Source organism: Kitasatospora sp. NPDC127067 (assembly GCF_042724755.1).
Lineage (GTDB): Bacteria > Actinomycetota > Actinomycetes > Streptomycetales > Streptomycetaceae > Kitasatospora > Kitasatospora lactacystinica.
Map to the genome: position 1 here is coordinate 28732 of NZ_JBHXEM010000045.1, position 16743 is coordinate 45474.

The 16743-nt window shown below is 75.3% G+C and carries 19 protein-coding genes; 8 read left to right on the forward strand and 11 right to left on the reverse strand.

Translation table 11 applies throughout. The features are described 5' to 3' along the window. Positions 1–88: 88 nt before the first annotated feature. Positions 89–805 (reverse strand): thiamine pyrophosphate-dependent enzyme, encoded by a 717-nt coding sequence (locus ACFWJ4_RS19510; RefSeq protein WP_380545499.1) that lies wholly within the window; start codon positions 803–805, stop codon positions 89–91. A gap of 57 nt (positions 806–862) precedes the next feature. Here ACFWJ4_RS19510 and soxR point away from each other — a divergent pair, with 57 nt between their 5' ends. Together soxR and ACFWJ4_RS19520 are read left to right on the forward strand one after the other, a co-directional pair. Next, entirely contained in the window at positions 863–1411 is a 549-nt protein-coding gene (gene soxR / locus ACFWJ4_RS19515) for a redox-sensitive transcriptional activator SoxR (protein ID WP_359909625.1), read from the forward strand. 43 nt (positions 1412–1454) lie between these two features. Beyond that, the gene (locus tag ACFWJ4_RS19520) at positions 1455–2378 is read left to right on the forward strand and encodes a phosphotransferase family protein (RefSeq protein ID WP_380545501.1); all 924 of its coding nucleotides are present in this window, start codon (positions 1455–1457) and stop codon (positions 2376–2378) included. Between the two features lie 7 nt (positions 2379–2385). Here the strand turns inward: ACFWJ4_RS19520 and ACFWJ4_RS19525 are convergent, their stop codons facing one another. Genes ACFWJ4_RS19525 through ACFWJ4_RS19535 form a run of 3 tightly spaced genes read right to left on the reverse strand, consistent with a single transcriptional unit; the run spans position 2386 to position 4096 of the window. Beyond that, entirely contained in the window at positions 2386–2907 is a 522-nt protein-coding gene (locus tag ACFWJ4_RS19525) for a GNAT family N-acetyltransferase (protein ID WP_380545503.1), read from the reverse strand. A gap of 35 nt (positions 2908–2942) precedes the next feature. Beyond that, positions 2943–3596 (reverse strand): formylglycine-generating enzyme family protein, encoded by a 654-nt coding sequence (locus tag ACFWJ4_RS19530; RefSeq protein WP_380545505.1) that lies wholly within the window; start codon positions 3594–3596, stop codon positions 2943–2945. Between the two features lie 47 nt (positions 3597–3643). Beyond that, on the reverse strand, positions 3644–4096 hold the full coding sequence (locus tag ACFWJ4_RS19535) for a hypothetical protein (protein WP_380545507.1): 453 nt from the start codon (positions 4094–4096) through the stop codon (positions 3644–3646). 150 nt (positions 4097–4246) lie between these two features. Here ACFWJ4_RS19535 and ACFWJ4_RS19540 point away from each other — a divergent pair, with 150 nt between their 5' ends. After that, complete coding sequence (locus ACFWJ4_RS19540) at positions 4247–4822, forward strand: XRE family transcriptional regulator (RefSeq protein WP_359909615.1); 576 nt, start codon at positions 4247–4249, stop codon at positions 4820–4822. Between the two features lie 79 nt (positions 4823–4901). Here ACFWJ4_RS19540 and ACFWJ4_RS19545 read toward each other — a convergent pair whose 3' ends face one another. From ACFWJ4_RS19545 to ACFWJ4_RS19555, 3 genes are all read right to left on the reverse strand, one after another. Then, entirely contained in the window at positions 4902–5822 is a 921-nt protein-coding gene (locus ACFWJ4_RS19545) for a dihydrodipicolinate synthase family protein (RefSeq protein ID WP_380545509.1), read from the reverse strand. A gap of 1 nt (position 5823) precedes the next feature. Beyond that, positions 5824–6624 (reverse strand): aldolase, encoded by an 801-nt coding sequence (locus ACFWJ4_RS19550; protein ID WP_380545511.1) that lies wholly within the window; start codon positions 6622–6624, stop codon positions 5824–5826. Between the two features lie 252 nt (positions 6625–6876). Next, complete coding sequence (locus ACFWJ4_RS19555) at positions 6877–8967, reverse strand: HelD family protein (RefSeq protein ID WP_380545513.1); 2091 nt, start codon at positions 8965–8967, stop codon at positions 6877–6879. A 314-nt stretch (positions 8968–9281) separates the two neighbouring features. On the opposite strand from ACFWJ4_RS19555, the gene ACFWJ4_RS19560 reads away from it, so the two are divergent. Next, positions 9282–9995: a class I SAM-dependent methyltransferase gene (locus ACFWJ4_RS19560; RefSeq protein ID WP_380545515.1), complete on the forward strand. Its 714-nt coding sequence runs from the start codon at positions 9282–9284 to the stop codon at positions 9993–9995. A 30-nt stretch (positions 9996–10025) separates the two neighbouring features. Here the strand turns inward: ACFWJ4_RS19560 and ACFWJ4_RS19565 are convergent, their stop codons facing one another. Then, positions 10026–10517 carry a MarR family transcriptional regulator gene (locus tag ACFWJ4_RS19565; protein WP_380355280.1) on the reverse strand — a complete coding sequence of 164 codons (492 nt, stop codon included), beginning with the start codon at positions 10515–10517 and terminating at the stop codon, positions 10026–10028. 100 nt (positions 10518–10617) lie between these two features. On the opposite strand from ACFWJ4_RS19565, the gene ACFWJ4_RS19570 reads away from it, so the two are divergent. Both ACFWJ4_RS19570 and ACFWJ4_RS19575 read left to right on the forward strand, forming a co-directional pair. After that, positions 10618–11001: a 4-oxalocrotonate tautomerase family protein gene (locus ACFWJ4_RS19570; protein WP_380545517.1), complete on the forward strand. Its 384-nt coding sequence runs from the start codon at positions 10618–10620 to the stop codon at positions 10999–11001. Between the two features lie 468 nt (positions 11002–11469). Beyond that, entirely contained in the window at positions 11470–12237 is a 768-nt protein-coding gene (locus tag ACFWJ4_RS19575; protein WP_380545518.1) for a hypothetical protein, read from the forward strand. 158 nt (positions 12238–12395) lie between these two features. Here the strand turns inward: ACFWJ4_RS19575 and ACFWJ4_RS19580 are convergent, their stop codons facing one another. Both ACFWJ4_RS19580 and ACFWJ4_RS19585 read right to left on the reverse strand, forming a co-directional pair. Next, positions 12396–12959 (reverse strand): GNAT family N-acetyltransferase, encoded by a 564-nt coding sequence (locus ACFWJ4_RS19580; protein ID WP_380357727.1) that lies wholly within the window; start codon positions 12957–12959, stop codon positions 12396–12398. A gap of 64 nt (positions 12960–13023) precedes the next feature. Then, entirely contained in the window at positions 13024–13914 is an 891-nt protein-coding gene (locus ACFWJ4_RS19585) for a LysR family transcriptional regulator (RefSeq protein WP_380545556.1), read from the reverse strand. 79 nt (positions 13915–13993) lie between these two features. Between ACFWJ4_RS19585 and ACFWJ4_RS19590 the strand changes: the two genes are divergently transcribed. Then, the gene (locus ACFWJ4_RS19590; RefSeq protein WP_380545520.1) at positions 13994–14722 is read left to right on the forward strand and encodes a hypothetical protein; all 729 of its coding nucleotides are present in this window, start codon (positions 13994–13996) and stop codon (positions 14720–14722) included. 122 nt (positions 14723–14844) lie between these two features. On the opposite strand, the gene ACFWJ4_RS19595 is transcribed toward ACFWJ4_RS19590, so the two are convergent. Further along, complete coding sequence (locus tag ACFWJ4_RS19595) at positions 14845–15399, reverse strand: GNAT family N-acetyltransferase (protein WP_380545522.1); 555 nt, start codon at positions 15397–15399, stop codon at positions 14845–14847. Between the two features lie 102 nt (positions 15400–15501). Between ACFWJ4_RS19595 and ACFWJ4_RS19600 the strand changes: the two genes are divergently transcribed. After that, a complete protein-coding gene (locus tag ACFWJ4_RS19600) occupies positions 15502–16734 on the forward strand; it encodes a sensor histidine kinase (RefSeq protein WP_380545524.1) in 1233 nt (410 codons plus the stop codon). The last annotated feature ends 9 nt before the right edge of the window (positions 16735–16743 follow it).

Below are 16743 nucleotides of genomic sequence, written 5' to 3' on the forward strand. Positions count from 1 at the left end.
GGCTCGGTCTTGGCCTGATCGGTCGTGGCGGGGCGGGTCGTGGCGGGGCGGGTCGTGGTGTCGGCGGGCGGGGGCCGCCGCCGGGTGCTCAGTGCTGCTCCTTGGGCTCGACCCGGGCGACCACCACGTGCGGGCGGCCCGGGTGCTCCGCGGTGTACGCGCGGTGCAGCGCCTCGTGGTCGCGCCCGTCCACCGTGGCGGTCGACCAGCCCTCGGCCGCGAAGCGCTGGGCGATGCCGCCCTGCCAGCCGTGCGTGGCCGAGGAGTTGTCGATCACCACCACGTGCAGCCGCTCCAGCCCGTAGGCCCCGGCGAAGGCCACCGCCTCGGCGTTGGAGCCCTCGTCGAACTCCGCGTCGCCGACCAGCACCCACACCGCCGGGTCGGTCAGGCCCTGGGCCCGCAGCCCGAGCGCGGTGCCGACGGCCAGCGGCAGGCCGTGTCCGAGCGAGCCGGAGGCGATCTCGACGCCCGCGAGCAGGGTGCGGTCCGGGTGGTGGCCGAGCGGCGAGTCGTAGCCGCCGAAGCTCGGCAGCACGGCCGGGTCAAGGAAGCCCTTGGCCGCCAGTACGGCGTAGTACGCCATCGGGCCGTGGCCCTTGGAGAGCAGGAAGCGGTCGCGGTCCTGGGCCTCTGCGGTCTCCGGGGTCACCCGCAGCACCCGGTCGTACAGCACCCAGAGCGCGTCCAGGGTGGAGGTGGCGGCCGGGCCGTGCTTCTCGGCGCCGGTCATCAGCGCCATCAGGGCGGGCAGGTCCTCGAATCGGGTGCCGGTCGCGTTCGTGGCGGTCGCGTTCGTCGTCATGACCACGATGCTGCACCTTAAAGCCGACTTGAGGTCAAGCGGCTACAGTGGGTTCCCATGACCGCCCACTCCGACGGCCGCCGGGCCCCCGGCCCGCACCACGGCGACCTGCTCACCATCGGCCAACTCGCCCGCCGCAGTGGCCTCGCCGCCTCCGCGCTGCGCTACTACGAGAGCCTCGACCTGATCCAGGCCACCCGCACCTCCGGCGGCCAGCGCCGCTACACCCGCGGCACGCTCCGCCGGATCGCCTTCATCCGCGCCGCCCAGCGGGTGGGCCTCTCCCTGGACGAGGCGAAGGTCGCCCTCGACCGCCTCCCCGAGCGCCCGGCCCCCAGCGGCACCGAGTGGGACCGGGTCGCCGCGTCCTGGCAGAGCCGGATCGACGAGCAGATCGCCGAACTCCAACGGCTCAAGGCCAAGCTCACCGGCTGCATCGGCTGCGGCTGCCTGTCCCTCTCCCGCTGCGCCCTCTACAACGCCGCCGACCGCGCCGGCGAGGCCGGCCCCGGCGCCCGCTACCTGCTCACCCGCGACCCGGACGGCGGACCCGAACCGGTCCCGTCGGGCATGGAGACCTGCGGCACCCGCCCGGAGGGGCACTGAAAACCCTTTGCGCCGGGGCCCTTCGCCTGCCTACGGTACGCCCGTGCTGCCCTTGGTGCTGACGGACGAGGAGTGGGACGCGGTCGTCCCCGACGAGACGGTGATGCGCCCCGGCGCCGAGGCGCTCTGCGCCCGGCTGGGCGTCGGGGGCCTGCCCCTGGAGCGCTTCCCGGAGGGCTCCGTGCCGGTCTACGCGATCGGCGACGCGCTGGTGCTCAAGCTGTTCCCGGCCGCCGCCGCCCGGGACGGCATCGTCGAGGAGCGCGTGCTCACCCACCTGGACGGCGCACTGCCGATCCCCACCCCGACCGTCCACGAGGCCGGCGAGTACGTCAACGGCTGGCGCCACGTCCTGATGTCCCGTCTGCCCGGCGAGGGCCTCGCCCCGGCCTGGCCGCGCATCCCGCCGCCCGACCGCGAGCGGATCGCCCGCCGCTGCGGCGAGGCGCTCGCCGCCCTGCACGCCCTCGACCCCGAGCCGCTCGCCGACGTCCTCGGCCCCGGCGACTGGCCGGCCTTCCTGGCCCGCCGGGCCGCGGGCGCGGTGGCCCGCCAGCGCGAACGCGGGCTGGCGCGGGAGTGGCTGGAGCAGATCCCGGACTTCCTCGCCGCCGCCCCGCTCCCCGCCGCCCCCGGACGCTCCCTGCTGCACACCGAGTTCATGCGCGAGCACCTGCTCACCGACCCGGCCGACGGCTGGCGCCTCACCGGCCTGATCGACTTCGAGCCCGCGATGATCGGCGCCCCGGCCTACGACCTGGTCGCCGTCGGACTCTTCACCACCCGGGCCGACCCGCACCTGCTCGGCCACCTGCTGAACGCCTACGGCCGCCGCTTCGAGCCCAGGCTGCTGATGGCGTGCACCCTGCTCCACGTGTACAGCAACCTGCCGTGGTACCTGCGGGAGTTGAAGCCCTCGGCACGGACGCTGGACGCCCTCGCCGAGGAGTGGTTCGGGACCGCCTAGCCACGCCCTACGGACGCGGGTCGGTGCGCAGCAGGCTGTACCGGACGACATCACGCCACGCACCGGCCCGGAAGGTCACCGCGCGCTGCACGCCCTCCCGGGTGAAGCCGAGCTTCTCCAGGACGCGCTGCTCGGCCAGGTTGCCCGCCTCGGTGTCCGCCTCCAGCCGCATCACCGGGGAGTGCGCGAACAGGTGGTCCACCAGCAGCCGTTGGGCCCGGGTGCCGATCCCGCGCCCACGCACGTGCGGCAGCAGCTGCACGCCGATGCTCCAGTACGGGGCGGACGGCCGCACCCCGCTGCGGTTGGCGGCGACGAAGCCGCCGAACCTGCCCCCGACCTCGACCGCGAGCATCCACTGCCCCTCCTCCAGCAGCCCGCTCTCCAGCCACCGGCGACGGTACCGCTGCGAATCGCGCCAGCCGTACCACTGGAACTCCCCCAGCATCTCCGGGTCGTTCACCAGTCCCTCGACCACGGGGAGGTCGGCCTCGGCTATCGGGCGCAGGGACACTGATTCTTCACTCATGCAGGCGCCAACGCCCGAGCGGACGCGACGGTTCCTCAACCGAGCGGCGGCCGGGGACCGGTGCGCGGCAGGCTGTGGATCGAGCGGGCGAGCCGGAATCCCACGTCGTCGATCCGCAGCGTCGGGTGGCTCCGGCGGCGGACGGAGGCGCGGCAGCTCCAGTGCTCGTCGAACCAGCCGCCGCCGCGCAGGACGCGGTACTCGCCGTACACCTCGGGGTCGTACCGGTCCCAGCACCACTCCCAGACGTTGCCGAGCAGGTCGTACAGCCCGTGGGCGTTCGGGCGCAGTCCGCCCACCTGGTGCGGGCGCTCGCCCGAGTTGCCGCGGTACCAGGCGATGTCGTCCAGCGGGCCGTAGCGCGGGCCGTCCGTGCCGGCGCGGCAGGCGTGTTCCCATTCGGCCTCGGTGGGCAGCCGGTAGCCGTCGGCGGCGCGGTCCCAGGAGACGTCCTCGCCGTCCACCTCGTAGGCGGGCGCGAGGCCTTCGCGCCGGGACAGCTCGTTGCAGTGGTGGACGGCGTCCAGCCAGGAGACGCTGTGCGCGGGGCGGCGGTCGCCGGTCGCACCCTCGTACTGCTCGCGGGTCACCGGACAGGCCGCCAGCCGGAACGGGGCGACGTCGACGGCCCAACTGCGCCGGGTGCGACGGTCGGAGAGGGTGACCCGGCCGGACGGTACGGTGATCATCCGACGATCCTAGGGCGTCCTGAGCGCGGCCGGGGTCCCGCGCCGGGTCAGAGGGCCGGCAGCGACAGCGCGAAGCCCGTGAGCACCGCCCAGCCGACCGGCACGGCCGCGCCGGCGGCCCAGGCGAAGCCCGCCGCCGGGCGGCCCCGCTCCCGGCCACCGGCCCGCTGGAAGCCGGCGGTCAGGCCGGCGATCGCGGCGACGGGCATGGCGAGGCAGGACAGGTAGACGGCCCCGTACCAGATCGGCACCACGGCGATCATCCCGAGGAACGCGAACGGGGCCGACACCAGCGCGACCACGACGCCGGCCGCCGTGCAGGCGACGCGGAGCCGCTTCGGGTCGGAGAAGAACGGCGGCACGGCACAGGCCGCGACGCACACCAGCCCGGGCGCGGAGAGGATCGCCCCCACCGGCCCGTAGCCCGCCACCACGAGGATCACCGGCAGCAGGAACGCCCCGACCCCCAGCCCGGACAGCCACCGGGCACTGACCGGCACCGCGACCATGCTTCCCCCGCACGCAGGACCACTTCGGATGCGGTGGAAGCTAGCACGCGGGGCGGCGCGGTGGTGTGCCGGGCGGTCGCCGCCGGTCGGGCGGGCCGGACCGATAATGGACCGGACGATTCCGTGGGTGAGAGGTGGCGCATGGCCGGCAGGTTGCGGGTGCTGAGGAAGCAGAACCGGCTCAGCCTGGAGGCACTCGCCGAGCAGGTCGGCGTCACCAAGAGCTACCTCTCCAAGGTCGAGCGCGGCATCAGCGACCCGTCGATCTCGACGGCGCTCAAGCTGGCCCACGCCCTCAAGGTCGACGTCGGCCGGCTCTTCTCGGACGAGGTGGAGCCCGAGCTCGTCACCGTCGTCCGGGCCGGTGAGCGCACTCCCGTCGGCACCGGGGCGGGCTCCGGCGTCTCCCGTTACGAGGGCATCGCGACCGGGCTCAGCGGCAAGCGGATGGTGCCGTTCATGATGTACCCGCCGACCGAACCGGCGGACCCGCCGTTCAAGTCGCACACGGGCGAGGAGTTCTTCTTCGTCCACGCGGGCACCGCCGTGCTGGAGTTCCCCGAGCGGAGCGTCGAACTCGGCCCCGGGGACAGCGTGTACTTCAACTCGGCGCTGCCCCACCGCTGCCGGAGCACCGGGCCGGAGCCGGCCGAGATCCTCGTGGTCATCCACGACGACCCGGACGGCCCCTCGGACCGGGTTCCCACACTGCCCTGACGGGCCCGGCGGGCCCGGCGGGCCCGGGGCCGCCCTGAAGCCGTCCCGAGCCCGGCTTCAGGGCGGCCTCACTCCGGCGTCAGGCCTTCGGCCCGGCGCCGTCCGCCAGGGCGACTCCCGCCGCGGACAGCAGCGCGGACAGCTGCGCCGTCCGCGCCCCGTCCAGCGGCAGCAAGGGGTGCCGGGGCTCGCCGACGTCCAGGCCGCACAGGGCCAGGCCCGCCTTCACCGTGGTCGGCAGACCCCCGCCGAGCAGGAACTGCAGCACCGGCAGCTGCCGGTAGAACACCCGGCGGGCCGTTTCCGGGTCACCGGCGCGCACCGCCCGGTACAGGTCGAGGGTGAGCTCGGGGATGAGGCAGGGTGCGGCCGTGCACCAGCCGGCCGCGCCGGCCGCGAACGCCTCCAGGGCCAGCGGGTTGGAGCCGTTGTAGAACGGCAGGGCGCCGTCGGAGAGCTGGGTGAGCCGGTGCATCCGCTGGATGTCGCCGCTGCTCTCCTTGACCATGGTGATGTTCTCCACCTGGTCGACCAGCCGGTGCATGAGTTCCGGGCGGAGGTCGACCCCGGCGGTGGCGGGGTTGTTGTAGATCATCAGCGGGATGCCGATCGCGTCGGCGATCTCGGTGTAGTGCCGGGTGATCTCGCGTTCGTCCAGCCGCCAGTACGAGAGCGGCAGCACCATCACCACGTCGGCGCCGGCCCGTTCCGCGAACCGGGCGCGGCGGACGGCGCTGCGGGTGGTGAGGTCGGCGATGCCGACGACGGTGGGCACCCGGCCGGCGACGGCCGCCACCGACGCCTCGGCGGCGGTGTACCACTCCTGGTCGTCGAGGTAGGCGCTCTCGCCGGTGGAGCCGAGCGGGGCGATGGCGTGGCAGCCGGAACGGACCAGCCGGTCGATCAGCTCGGCGAGCCGGTCGAGGTCCGGGCCGCCGTCGGCCGCGGAGAACGGGGTCACCGGGTAGGCGATGATCCCTTCCAGGGTGGTCGCGGGCATCTCAGGAGTCCTTCCGGGTGACGAGGGCGTCGCCGTGGCCGGCCCGCAGGGCGCGGCGGGCGTAGTAGGCGAAGTTCGCCTGGCCGCGCTTGGGGGTGGAGATCCAGTCGTGCGCCTCCCTGGCGAGCGGTTCGGGGATCTCCCGGATCTTCCCGGCGGCCCCGGCGAGGAGCTGGAGCTCGGCGGCCCGCTCGAAGAGCAGGGCCAGGGTGCACGCCTCCTCGACGGTTCCGGTGGCGACCAGCTGGCCGTGGTGGGCGAGCAGGAGGGCGCGCTTGTCGCCGAGGGCGGCGGAGATGATCTCGCCCTCCTCGTTGCCGACCGGGATGCCGGGCCACTTCTCCAGGAAGGCGCAGTCGTCGTAGAGCGGGCACAAGTCCATGTGCGAGACGACCAGCGGGGTCTCCAGCATCGAGAGCGCGGAGACGTGCAGCGGGTGGGTGTGGATGATGCAGTTGACGTCCGGGCGGGCCCGGTAGACCCAGCTGTGGAACCGGTTGGCCGGGTTGGCCATCCCGTCGCCCTCCAGGACGTGCAGGTCCTCGTCGACGAGGAGGAGGTTGTCCTCGGTGATCTCGTCGAAGCCCAGGCCCAGGCGCTGGGTGTAGTAGGTGCCCGGGCGTTCGGCCCGGGCGGTGATCTGGCCGGCCAGCCCGGAGTCGTGGCCGGCGTCGAACAGGATGCGGCAGGTCAGGGCCAGTTTCTGGCGCACCGTCCAGTCGTTGTCGGGGATCGCGGTCCGCATCCGCTGGTGGGCCAGGTCCACCAGGTCGGTCTTGCCCGTCTCGAACGTGTCGGCCATCGCCGTGGTTCTCCTTCGCTCTTCGGTCGGAGCGGTCCGCCGGGGCGCGGGGTGCGGCCCGCACCGGCGGGCCGCGGGCAGCGGCGACCCGCCCGGCGGCGCCGCGGAGCCCCGGGAAGACACGTCATTCACTTTAGGACACCTTGTGTCCTCGCGTCGACGGGTCACCCACCACCAGGACCCCGGAACCCGGCCGCGACCCCTCCCGCACGGGAAGTCGGCCCGGCCGACTTCCCGTGCGGAGGCACCCCGCTACGCCCCGGCCTCCCGAAGGGTCACCGTGCACAGCCGCTTGGTGGCGCGGGTCAGGGCGACGTACAGGTCCCGTTCGCCCGCGGGCCGGGCGGCGACGATCCCGTCCGGGTCGACCACGACGGCCTCGTCGAACTCCAGGCCGCGCGCCTCCGACGCCGGAACCAGCCGGGCGTACCGCTCGACCCCGGCGGCCGCCAGTTCCGCCGTCCGGCCGTCCGCGCAGACCACGCCGAGCAGCTCGCCCGGATGCGCGGCGGCCTGCGCCCGCAGCTCACGCACCAGCTCACCGGCGAGCCGCTCCGGCGCCACCGCGACGGACCGGGGCTGCTCACCGTGCCGGATCGACCGGACCGGCGGCTGCCCCGGGGCGATCCGGCCGAGCAACTCCCCGGTGGTGGCCAGGATCTCCCGCGTGGTCCGGTAGCTGACGGTCAGCGTCCGCAGGTCGAAACGGCGGCCGACGTGCGGGGCGAGCGCCTCGTGCCAGTCCCGTGCGGTCGCCGCCGGGCCCGCCTGCGCGAAGTCGCCGACCAGTGTCATCGACCGGCCCGGGCACCGGCGCAGAACCATCCGCCACTGCATCGCCGTCAGCTCCTGCGCCTCGTCGACGACGACGTGCCCGAAGGCCTGCTCGGGCGGCCCGTCGACCAGGCTCGCGGCCTCGTCGAGGAGCGGCACGTCGGCGTCGGCCCACGGCGCGCCGGGCGTGCGCAGCAGCGACGCCCGCTCGTCGTCGCCGAGGTGCGGCAGGCGCTCGGCCAGTGCGTCGGCGTCGGCCAGCAGGGCGTCGACGACCTCGCCCGGCACGAGCCGCGGCCAGAGCTCCTCGACGGCCCGGTCCACGTACGCGTCGTCCAGGAGCGCGGCCCGGACGGCGTCGGCGTCGAACTCGTCGGCCCCCGTGGCGGGTTCGTCGTCGACGCCGAGTCTGCGCAGGTCCCGGGCCGCCATCCGGTCGAGGTCGATGCCGGTGAGCAGCGCGACCTCGGCGTCGATGCGCTCCAGCGCCTCGACCGTGCCGCGGGCCAGCGCGCCGGTCAGGGAGTCCACCAGCAGCTCCAGGAACAGCCGGCGCGCCCGGTTGTGGGCGAGGCCGCTCGCCTGCGCCGCCGCCCGCGCCCCGGCGACCTCCGCCTCCTCCAGGCGGACCCACTCCCGCCCGACCCGGACGGTGAAGTCCCCGCCCGGGGCCTGCCGCGAGCGGACCGACCCGGCCAGCGCGTCGGCCAGTTCGGCGCCGCCCTTGAGGCGCGCCGCCCCGAACCCGTCCACGGCGCCCGGCGCGACGCCGGCCAGCTCCTCGCACGTCGCCAGGACGACGTCGTTCTCCCCGAGCGAGGGCAGCACCTGGGAGATGTAGTCGAGGAACCGCGCGTTCGGACCCAGCACCAGCACACCGCGCTCGGCCGCCTTCGGGAACGCGTACAGCACGTACGCGGCGCGGTGCAGCGCCACCACCGTCTTTCCGGTGCCCGGGCCGCCCTGCACCACCGTCACCCCGCGGTGCGAGGAGCGGACGATCGCGTCCTGCTCGGTCTGGAGCGTGGCGACCGCCGTCCCCATCCGCCCGGTCCGCCGCTCCCGCAGCGCCGCCGCCAACGGGCCGTCCCCCACGACGTCCCCGGCGGCCGGCTCCGAACCGTCCAGCAGTTCGTCGCTCACCCCGACCACCGTGCGGCCCGTCAGGCTCAGATGGCGGCGCCGCCGCAGCCCCAGGGGGTGGACCGGCGTCGCCTCGTAGAAGGCCCGTGCCGCCTCCGCCCGCCAGTCCACCAGCAACGGCAGCTCGTCCTCGTCCCGTTGCAGCCCCAGCCGCCCGATCCGCAGCACCGTCCCGTCCGCCAGGTCGATCCGGCCGAAGACCAGCCCGCCCTCGGCGCCCTGCAGCCGGCGCACCTCGCCCGTCAGCCGCCCGGCCGCCACCTCCCGCTCGTACACCTCGCCCGCGCCGTCCGCCGCCGACGCGAGCACCCGCCCCAGCTGCTCCCGCGCCCTGGCGAGCCGCTCGTCGAACAGCTCGCCGATGACGGACACCTGCACCCGCTCCAGCTCCACCTGCTGCGCGGCGTTGTCGTGGATCTGCGACAAGGAAGAGCCCCCTCTCGATTCGACCCGCCACTATGCAGAGGAAATCCGGAGAAGTAAATGTTGACTTGTCCGGTTCGCATGTGGCCCTCGAATCCCGTACGGCAGTTTTCCCGGCGGAATTCCGGCACGCCCCCGGGGCGCCTCTCCCCACTCCGCGAAAATGCCCTTTCCCGGCCCGGGGCGGGGGTGCCGCCACGCGCTCGCCCGGGCCCGGACACCTCTGCCGTACCGTGCCCCGGCGGCCCCAACAGCCCACCGCACAGCGGTCTTTGCGCCCCGTGCGCCCGCCCGCCGGACGGCCTACGATCGGCGGAATGAACCGTACGATCCGCACCACCGAAGACGTGCTCGCCCTCCTCGACGGCCTTTTCCCGCCGGCCGAACCGTTCTGGGACCGGTTCTACGCGGACCGGTCCGCCGAGCGCCCGTTCTTCACGCCGAAACCGGACGAGAACCTGGCCTCCTACCTGGACCGCGGCCTGCTCGCCCCCGGCCGGGCGCTCGACCTCGGCTGCGGCGCCGGCCGCAACGCCGTCCACCTGGCCTCGCTCGGCTTCGAGGTGGACGCCGTCGACCTCTCCGCCACCGCCGTGGCCTGGGCCGAGGAGCGCGCCCGCGAGGCCGGCGCGGGCACCGGCCTGCGGTTCCACCGGGCGAGCATCTTCGAGGCCCGGCTCCCCCACTCCCACTACGACCTGGTCTACGACTCCGGCTGCCTGCACCACCTCCCGCCGCACCGCCGGGTCAGCTACCTGGCCCTGCTCGACCGGGTGCTGGCACCGGGCGGGCACTTCGCCGTCACCGCCTTCGCGGCCGGCGCGACGGGATCCGAGCGGACCGACGAGGAGCTCTACCGGCTCGGCGCCCTGGAGGGCGGCCTGGCGTACTCGCCGGACGAACTCCGCTCGCTGTTCCGCGAGTTCACCCCGCTGGAGATCCGCCCGATGGCCGCCCAGGGCCCCGGTTCGACGCTGTTCGGCGTCCCCTTCCTCCTCACCGCGCTCTTCCGCCGGGCTCCCGGCCGCTGACCGGCCTCCCGCCCGGCGCACCGGCCGCCGTCAGTCCCGCTCCCGTCCCACCGCCGCCTCGTACGCCAGCAGCGTGTCCACCACCAGGCGCCGCTGCGCCGCGTCGAGCGGCCCGAGGGCCGTGCGCCAGGCGACGGCCCCCGGGGCGAGCCAGGCCTCGATGGCGGGCAGCCGGGCGGGGGCGATCGCGACGATCCGGCGCCGGCGGTCGGCCTCGTCCTCGCGCCGTTCGAGGATGCCCTGCCGGCTGAGGTCGCCGACCATCAGGCTGACCGTGGTGGGGGCGACCTCCAGCCGGGCGGCGAGGTCGTTCACGCCCATGGGTCCGTCCAGCAGCAGGCAGGCCAGCAGCGACAGGTGACGGGGCGCCAGCGCGAGGCCGCGCAGCGGCTCGGGGACGGGGATCCGCTTGGCCCGCCCGACCAGCCGGGGCATCAGCAGCAGCATCGACCGCACCGCGTCGTCGAGCCCCTCCCCGGTTGACGACGGCGTGTTCCGCGATTCCCCTTCGGCCGTTGACATCGCACACCCCTCCCCAGTTACCTTTGACTTCAAAGCTGTTTTATGTGCAAAAGCGAACCCGTCAGCCCATGGTACGAACCGAGCCGAACGGAGCTCCACCATGCCGCACCTGAGCCTGCACATCCGCGAGGAGTCCCTCGACCCCGAGGTCGAGCGGGCCCTCATCGCCGGCCTCACCGAGGCCGTCACCTCCGTCTTCGGCGAACGGGTCCGCCCGCTGGTCGCGGTCGAGCTGATCGGGGTCCCCCAGCGCCGCCGGGGCATCGGCGGACTGCCGACCGAGGAGGTCGCACCGGTGGTCCTGCTGAGCCTGCGGGAGGCGGCCTACCACCTGCCGCAGGTGCCCGACGCGCCCGCCCGTCTGGTCGCGGCGGCCACCGCGGCGATCACCGGCGCACTCGGCGAGGCCGTCGGACGGCAGACCGTGGTCACCCTCGACGGCGTCCCGGCGGGCCGCTCCGGGATCGGCGGCCGGATCGCCTGACCGGGGCCGCCCCGCGGATCCGTCGCACGGCGCCGCGCACCCGCCCCCACCAGCCCGGATGCGCCGCCCCGGCCCGCACGCGGAGGCGGTCGCGCGCCCCTGGAACTCTCCGCGCCCCGCCCACCGCACCCCTCCGAGCCCGGTCACATTCACCCCATGAGCCCCACCAGTCCCAAAGGGAATCCGGGCCTCCGGCCGGAACCCGGCTTTGCGACCGGCGGTCCGGTGGCATAGGTTTCGACCGCCGTCGACACACCATCGACCCTGACCGGCCATCAGTCACGGGGCGGACAGCGGGGCGAGGGGCCAGGCGGCCGCATGCACAGGGGAGGAGCTGCCATGCCGCAAGCCCGCGACCACGGGTCGACCGGGCGGCGGGGACGGACGGACGGCGCCGCGCACCAGCGGCCCACGGCCGGTGCGCGCCCGACCCCCGCCCACGCCACCGGACATCCGAGGAACCGTCAGTTGCGCACCACCAGAGTCGTCACCGCCACCGCCGCAGCCCTCGTCTGCCTGGGCGCCCTCAGCGCCTGCGGGCCGGACAACGGCAGCCAGGACGCCAACCCCGCCCTCCCCGCCGCCACCACCGGGCCCAGCGTCAACCCCAACAAGCCCAGCGGGTCCGACAAGGGCATCCCGGACAAGGCCTGGATGGACACCAAGAGCATCCCGATGGACGAGAGTTACCACTACACGCCGCTGGCGGCCAACGCCAAGCAGCTCTCCGGCCCGGTCCAGTTCAAGGGCATGGAGCTGTGCCGCGCCGCGGTCGCGAAGGACGACGAGCCGCTGTTCACCGGCACCGCCTCCGCCCGGGCCTCGGTCGGCTTCGGCGGGGACCGCTGGACGGCCGAGCAGACCCTGCTGTTCCACGGTGACCCGACCCGCAGCAGCGGCACCAAGCAGAGCACCAACCTGGCCGAGGGCCGTCTGACGGAGACGCTCAAGTCCTGCGCCAAGACCGCGCCCGGCGCCACCGTGAAGGTCGACAGCGCCCCGGACGCGCCCTACTTCGCCGCCGTCCTGACCGTCCCGCAGGCCGACGGCAGCACCGTCACCCTGCACGAGTACGTGGTCAGCGACGGCGGTGCGGTCAGCGAACTGGCGGTCTGGGCCACCACCAAGGCCGGCGCCCAGCCCAAGGACGCCTGGAAGGCCCCCGAGGACAAGTACGTCGGCACCGGCATGACCGCGCCGATGTGCGAGGCCCTCCCGGGCTGCGACGGGCACTGACGCCCGACGGGCCCTCACACGCCGCGGACGGCCGGCACCGCCGGCGCCCGCGGCGCCCCACAGACGGCCGCCCGGCCCGTCCGGAACAGGGGACCGGACGGACCGGGCGGCTCCTTCGGGTCCGCTCCCGGTGCCCGGCCCGCGGGCCGGGCGGCCGGTCAGCCCCGCAGGACCGCCAGTTCGACCTCCCGGCCGGTCCCGCCGCCGGGCACCGGCAGCGCCACCCCGGACGGCTCGAAGCCGGCCTTGAGGTACATCGCCTCGGCGCGGGGGTTGTCCTCGTGGACGAACAGCCGCACCCGCTCGATCCGGGGCTCGGTGAGCGACCACGCCCACTCCTGGACGGTCCGGATCAGGTCGAGCGCCAGCCCGGTGCCGCGCGCCCGCGGCCGGACGTAGACGCCGACCACGTGCACCTGGTCGACCTCGACGACGTCGCCCTCCAGGGCCCCGTCCCCGCCGGACCGCTCGACCACTCCGGTCATGGAGCCGAGCCAGGTCCCGTCCTCGGCCTGCGCGATGAACTGCGCCACGTGCGGGTCCGTCGCCGCCCGGGTCGTGCGGTCCTGCCAGAACTCGTCCGGCTTGGCGACGGCCTGCTCGTGGGTCTCCAGGAAGGCCACGGCCGCGACCGGGTCCAGCAGCGCGTCCAGGCGGGTGTCCCTGAGCTGCTGCCACTCGTCGGTCCGCACTCGTCTGATGATCGTCGTACTGGTATTCATCGCGTGATGATGTCATCGGCACCGGCGGCCCGCGCAACCGAATTCGGCGCCTCCGACGGGCCGCTCAGGCCCGAGCCCGCGCCAGCAGCCGCGCCAGCAGGGCCGCCGGCCCCTCCGGCAGGCTGCCGTGGACGAGTTCGGTGCGGTGCACCAGCCGGGGCGCGGCGATCGGCGCGTACCCGACCCCGGGTGCCGCCGCGAGCACCGGTTCGGGCAGCAGGGTGAGCCCGTGCCCGGCCGCCACCAGCGCGAGCAGTCCGTGCACGTCGGTGCCCTGGTAGCGGGTGGCGGGCCGGAAGCCGTCGACGCCCGTGGCCGCGCGCAGCCGGGCCGCCGTCGGGGTGAGGTCGGGGGCGTCCAGCCAGCGGGCGGCGGAGAGGTCGGCGAGCGCGAGGCCGCCGCGGCCGGCCAGCGGGTGGCCGAGGGGCAGCGCGACGGCGACCGGCCGCTCGGCCACCGCGACGGTGCGCAGCGGGCCGACGTCGGGCAGCGGCAGCGGGTCGCTGGGCGCGGCCAGCCCGTCGATCAGGGCGAGGTCGACCTCGCCGGTGGCGACCTGGGCGGGCAGCACGTCCTGGGCGAGGACCCGGACCACCGGCTCCGTCAGCGGATGGGCCCGGCGCACCTCGCCGAGCGCACGCCCCAGGGTCGCCCCGACCGCCAGCGGAGTGGCCCCGAGCACCAGCCGGGCGCTCGGGGCTCCGGCCAGGCGCGCGACGTCGGCGCGCGCCGCCTCCAGCCGGACCAGCAGCGGTGCGGCATGCTCCAGCAGCCGCCGCCCGGCCGCGGTCGGGCCGACCGGCCGACGGGACAGCAGTGTCGTGCCGAGGTCCGCCTCCAGCGCGGCGATCTGCTGGGAGACCGCGGACTGGGTGTAGCCGAGCTCCCGCGCCGCCTCCGAGAAGGAGGCCAAGCGGGCGACGGTGACGAAGGTGCGCAGTTGCTGCGGGTCCACGGCGGTCATCAACCGATCTGATCGATACTTAAGGAATCATCGTTGGCGCTGATCTCGGGTGCGGGGCCAGGATAGCCGCATGACCTACCTGACCCCGCGGATCGCCCTGGTCGGCGACCGCTCCCCCGCCGTCCGCTCGCACGCCCGGATCCCGGGCCTGCTGGCCGCCCTCGCCGAGCACGACCACCTCGTCCTGGACGCCTACTGGATCCCGACCGGGGACGCCGCCGCACCCGGCGCCCTGGACGGCTTCGACGCGGTCTGGCTGCTGCCCGGCAGCCCCTACCGCAGCGAGGCGGGCGCGCTGGCCGCCGTCCGGACCGCCCGCGAACGCGGCATCCCCTTCCTGGGCACCTGCGCCGGGTTCCAGCACGCGGTGCTGGAGTTTGCCCGGAACGTCTGCGGCCTCGCCGGGGCCGTCCACGGCGAGGAGCACCCGGAGGCGGAGCAGCAGGTGATCGCCCCGCTGGCCTGCTCACTGGTCGGCCACGAGGGGGCCGTCGCGATCACCCCCGGGAGCCTCGCCGAACGGGTCCTCGGCGCCACCCGCACCCAGGAGCGCTACCACTGCGCGTACGGCCTCGACTCCGCCTACCTGGACCGGCTGACCGCGCACGGCCTGCGGTTCAGCGGCGCGGACGCCTCGGGCGAGGTGCGGGTCCTGGAGCTGCCCGGACACCCGTTCTTCCTGGCCTCGCTGTTCCAGCCCGAGCTGTCCGGCGACGGCACCCGGGCACACCCCATGGTCCGCGCCCTGGCCCGCGCCGCCGTGGCGCACACGGACTCCACGGCGGCATCGAGCGCCTGACCCGCCGCCGCGGCGGTGTCGACACCCGGCCGGACCCCACGGGGGCGGCGACGAGCGCCCGGTCCGACGCCGCACCGACGCCGCACCGGCGGCGGCCCCGGCCGGGGCGCCCCGAGCCCGCCTCACATCGGCAGCGACCGCAGCCGCACCGGCCCCTCCGGCCATCCGGCCCCCGGCGCCAGCGGCGCCCACATGGTGCGCAGCGGCATCTCCGCCAGCCGTCCCTCCGGCTGCTCCACCGTCACCCCCTCCGCCACCTCCCGGAACCCGAACCCCCGGTAGAACGCGGCCAGCGGCGGTCGGCAGAACAGCAGCGCGTACCGGTGGCCGAGCGTGCGCGCGTGGTCGAGGGCGGCCCCGACCACGGCCCGCGCGAGGCCGCTGTGGCGCCGGTCGGGCGCGACGCAGACCCCGCCGACGCCCATGGCGGTCAGGTCGGTGCCGCCCACGGTGAGCGGCAGCTGCAGCAGCCCGGTGTGGGCGACCAGCCGGCCGTCGGCGGCCCGGACACCGAAGTGGATCTCCTTGGGCAGGAAGGTCAGCCCGGTGTGGGCGACGCCGTACGGGTCCTCCCCGGGGCCGAGGATCTCCTCCTGCTCGGCGCGGCCGTACTGCGCGAGCCGTTCGACCACCGGCGGCCCGGCGGGGTGCGGCCCGGGCGAGAAACGATCATCCATCCCGCCATGCTCTCCTCCTGCCAGGGCCTTTAACCAGTCCCTTCCCAGCCACTCGGTCCGACGGCCGTCCCGGTGCCGCGCCGCTGTGGCAGCATGCCCCTCATGCAGCAGCCCACCGACCAGGCGTCCGCCGACCAGTCGGCCGCCGACCTCGCCGCACCGCTGCCCGGCCCGCCGCTGCACCTGCCCCGCCCGGTCCGCGCCCTCGCGCCGACCGCCCTGGTGCTGCTGGTCCTCGTCCCGCTCGCCGCCAACGACCCGGACGTCGGCCCGACCGCCTCGCCGGGGACCAACGCGGGCCTGATGGCGCTCGGCGCGCTCGCCCTGGCCCTGCGGCGCCGGCACCCGGCCGCGGTCGCCGCGGTCACCCTGCTGAGCGGCCAACTCCCGCTGGCCGTCGCCCTCTACGGGCTGGCCGCGCGGCGCGGCCGGACCGCGCCGGTGTACGTCCTGGCGGCGCTGGCCGGGCTGCGGCTGCTCGTCCCGTTCGACCTCGGGGACGTCGACGCCCCGTCCGAGCTCGCCAACCTGATCGAGGACCCGCTGGTCTTCTGCGCCGTGCCGCTCGCCCTCGGGCTGACCTCCCACCAGCGCGCCCGCACCGTCGCCGTGCTGGCCGAACGCAACCGGCTGCTCGGCGAGCGCAACCGGCTGCTGGAGGAGGCCCGCCGGCACGCCGAGGAGCGCGCGGTGGCCGCCGAACGCGCCCGGCTCGCGCGGGAGATGCACGACGTGGTGTCCAACCGGGTCTCGCTGATCACCCTGCACGCGGGCGCCGGGCAGGTCGCCCGGGCCGAGGACCCGGCCGCCGTCCGGGAGACCCTCGGCCTGATCCGCGCCCTCGGCCTCCAGGCGCTCACCGAACTGCGCGGCCTGCTGGGCGTGCTGACCACCTCCGCCGAACAGGCGCCCTCGCTGCGCGGGCTGCCCGCCCTGGTCGAGGAGTCCCGGCTGGCCGGACTGGCGGTCGGGCTGACCGTCAGCGGACCGGACGAGGGGCTGCCCGACCCGGTGCCCGCCGTGCAGTACGCGGCCTACCGGATCGTCCAGGAGGCGCTGACCAACGCGCACAAGCACGCCCCGGCCGCCGAGGTGGCCGTCACCGTCGAGGTCGCACCGGACGGGCTGCGCCTGACGGTGGTCAACTCCCCCGCCGCCGACGGGGACGCCGAAGCCGCCGGCGGGCGGGCCGATCACCGGGAACTGCCCTCCGGCGGCCACGGCCTGCGCGGCATGCACACCCGGGCCGGCGACCTCGGCGGCACCCTGCACGCCGGGCCGACGCCCGAGGGCGGCTTCGCCGTCCGGGCCCGGCTGCCGCTCGGCGCCGCCTGAACGGAGAGG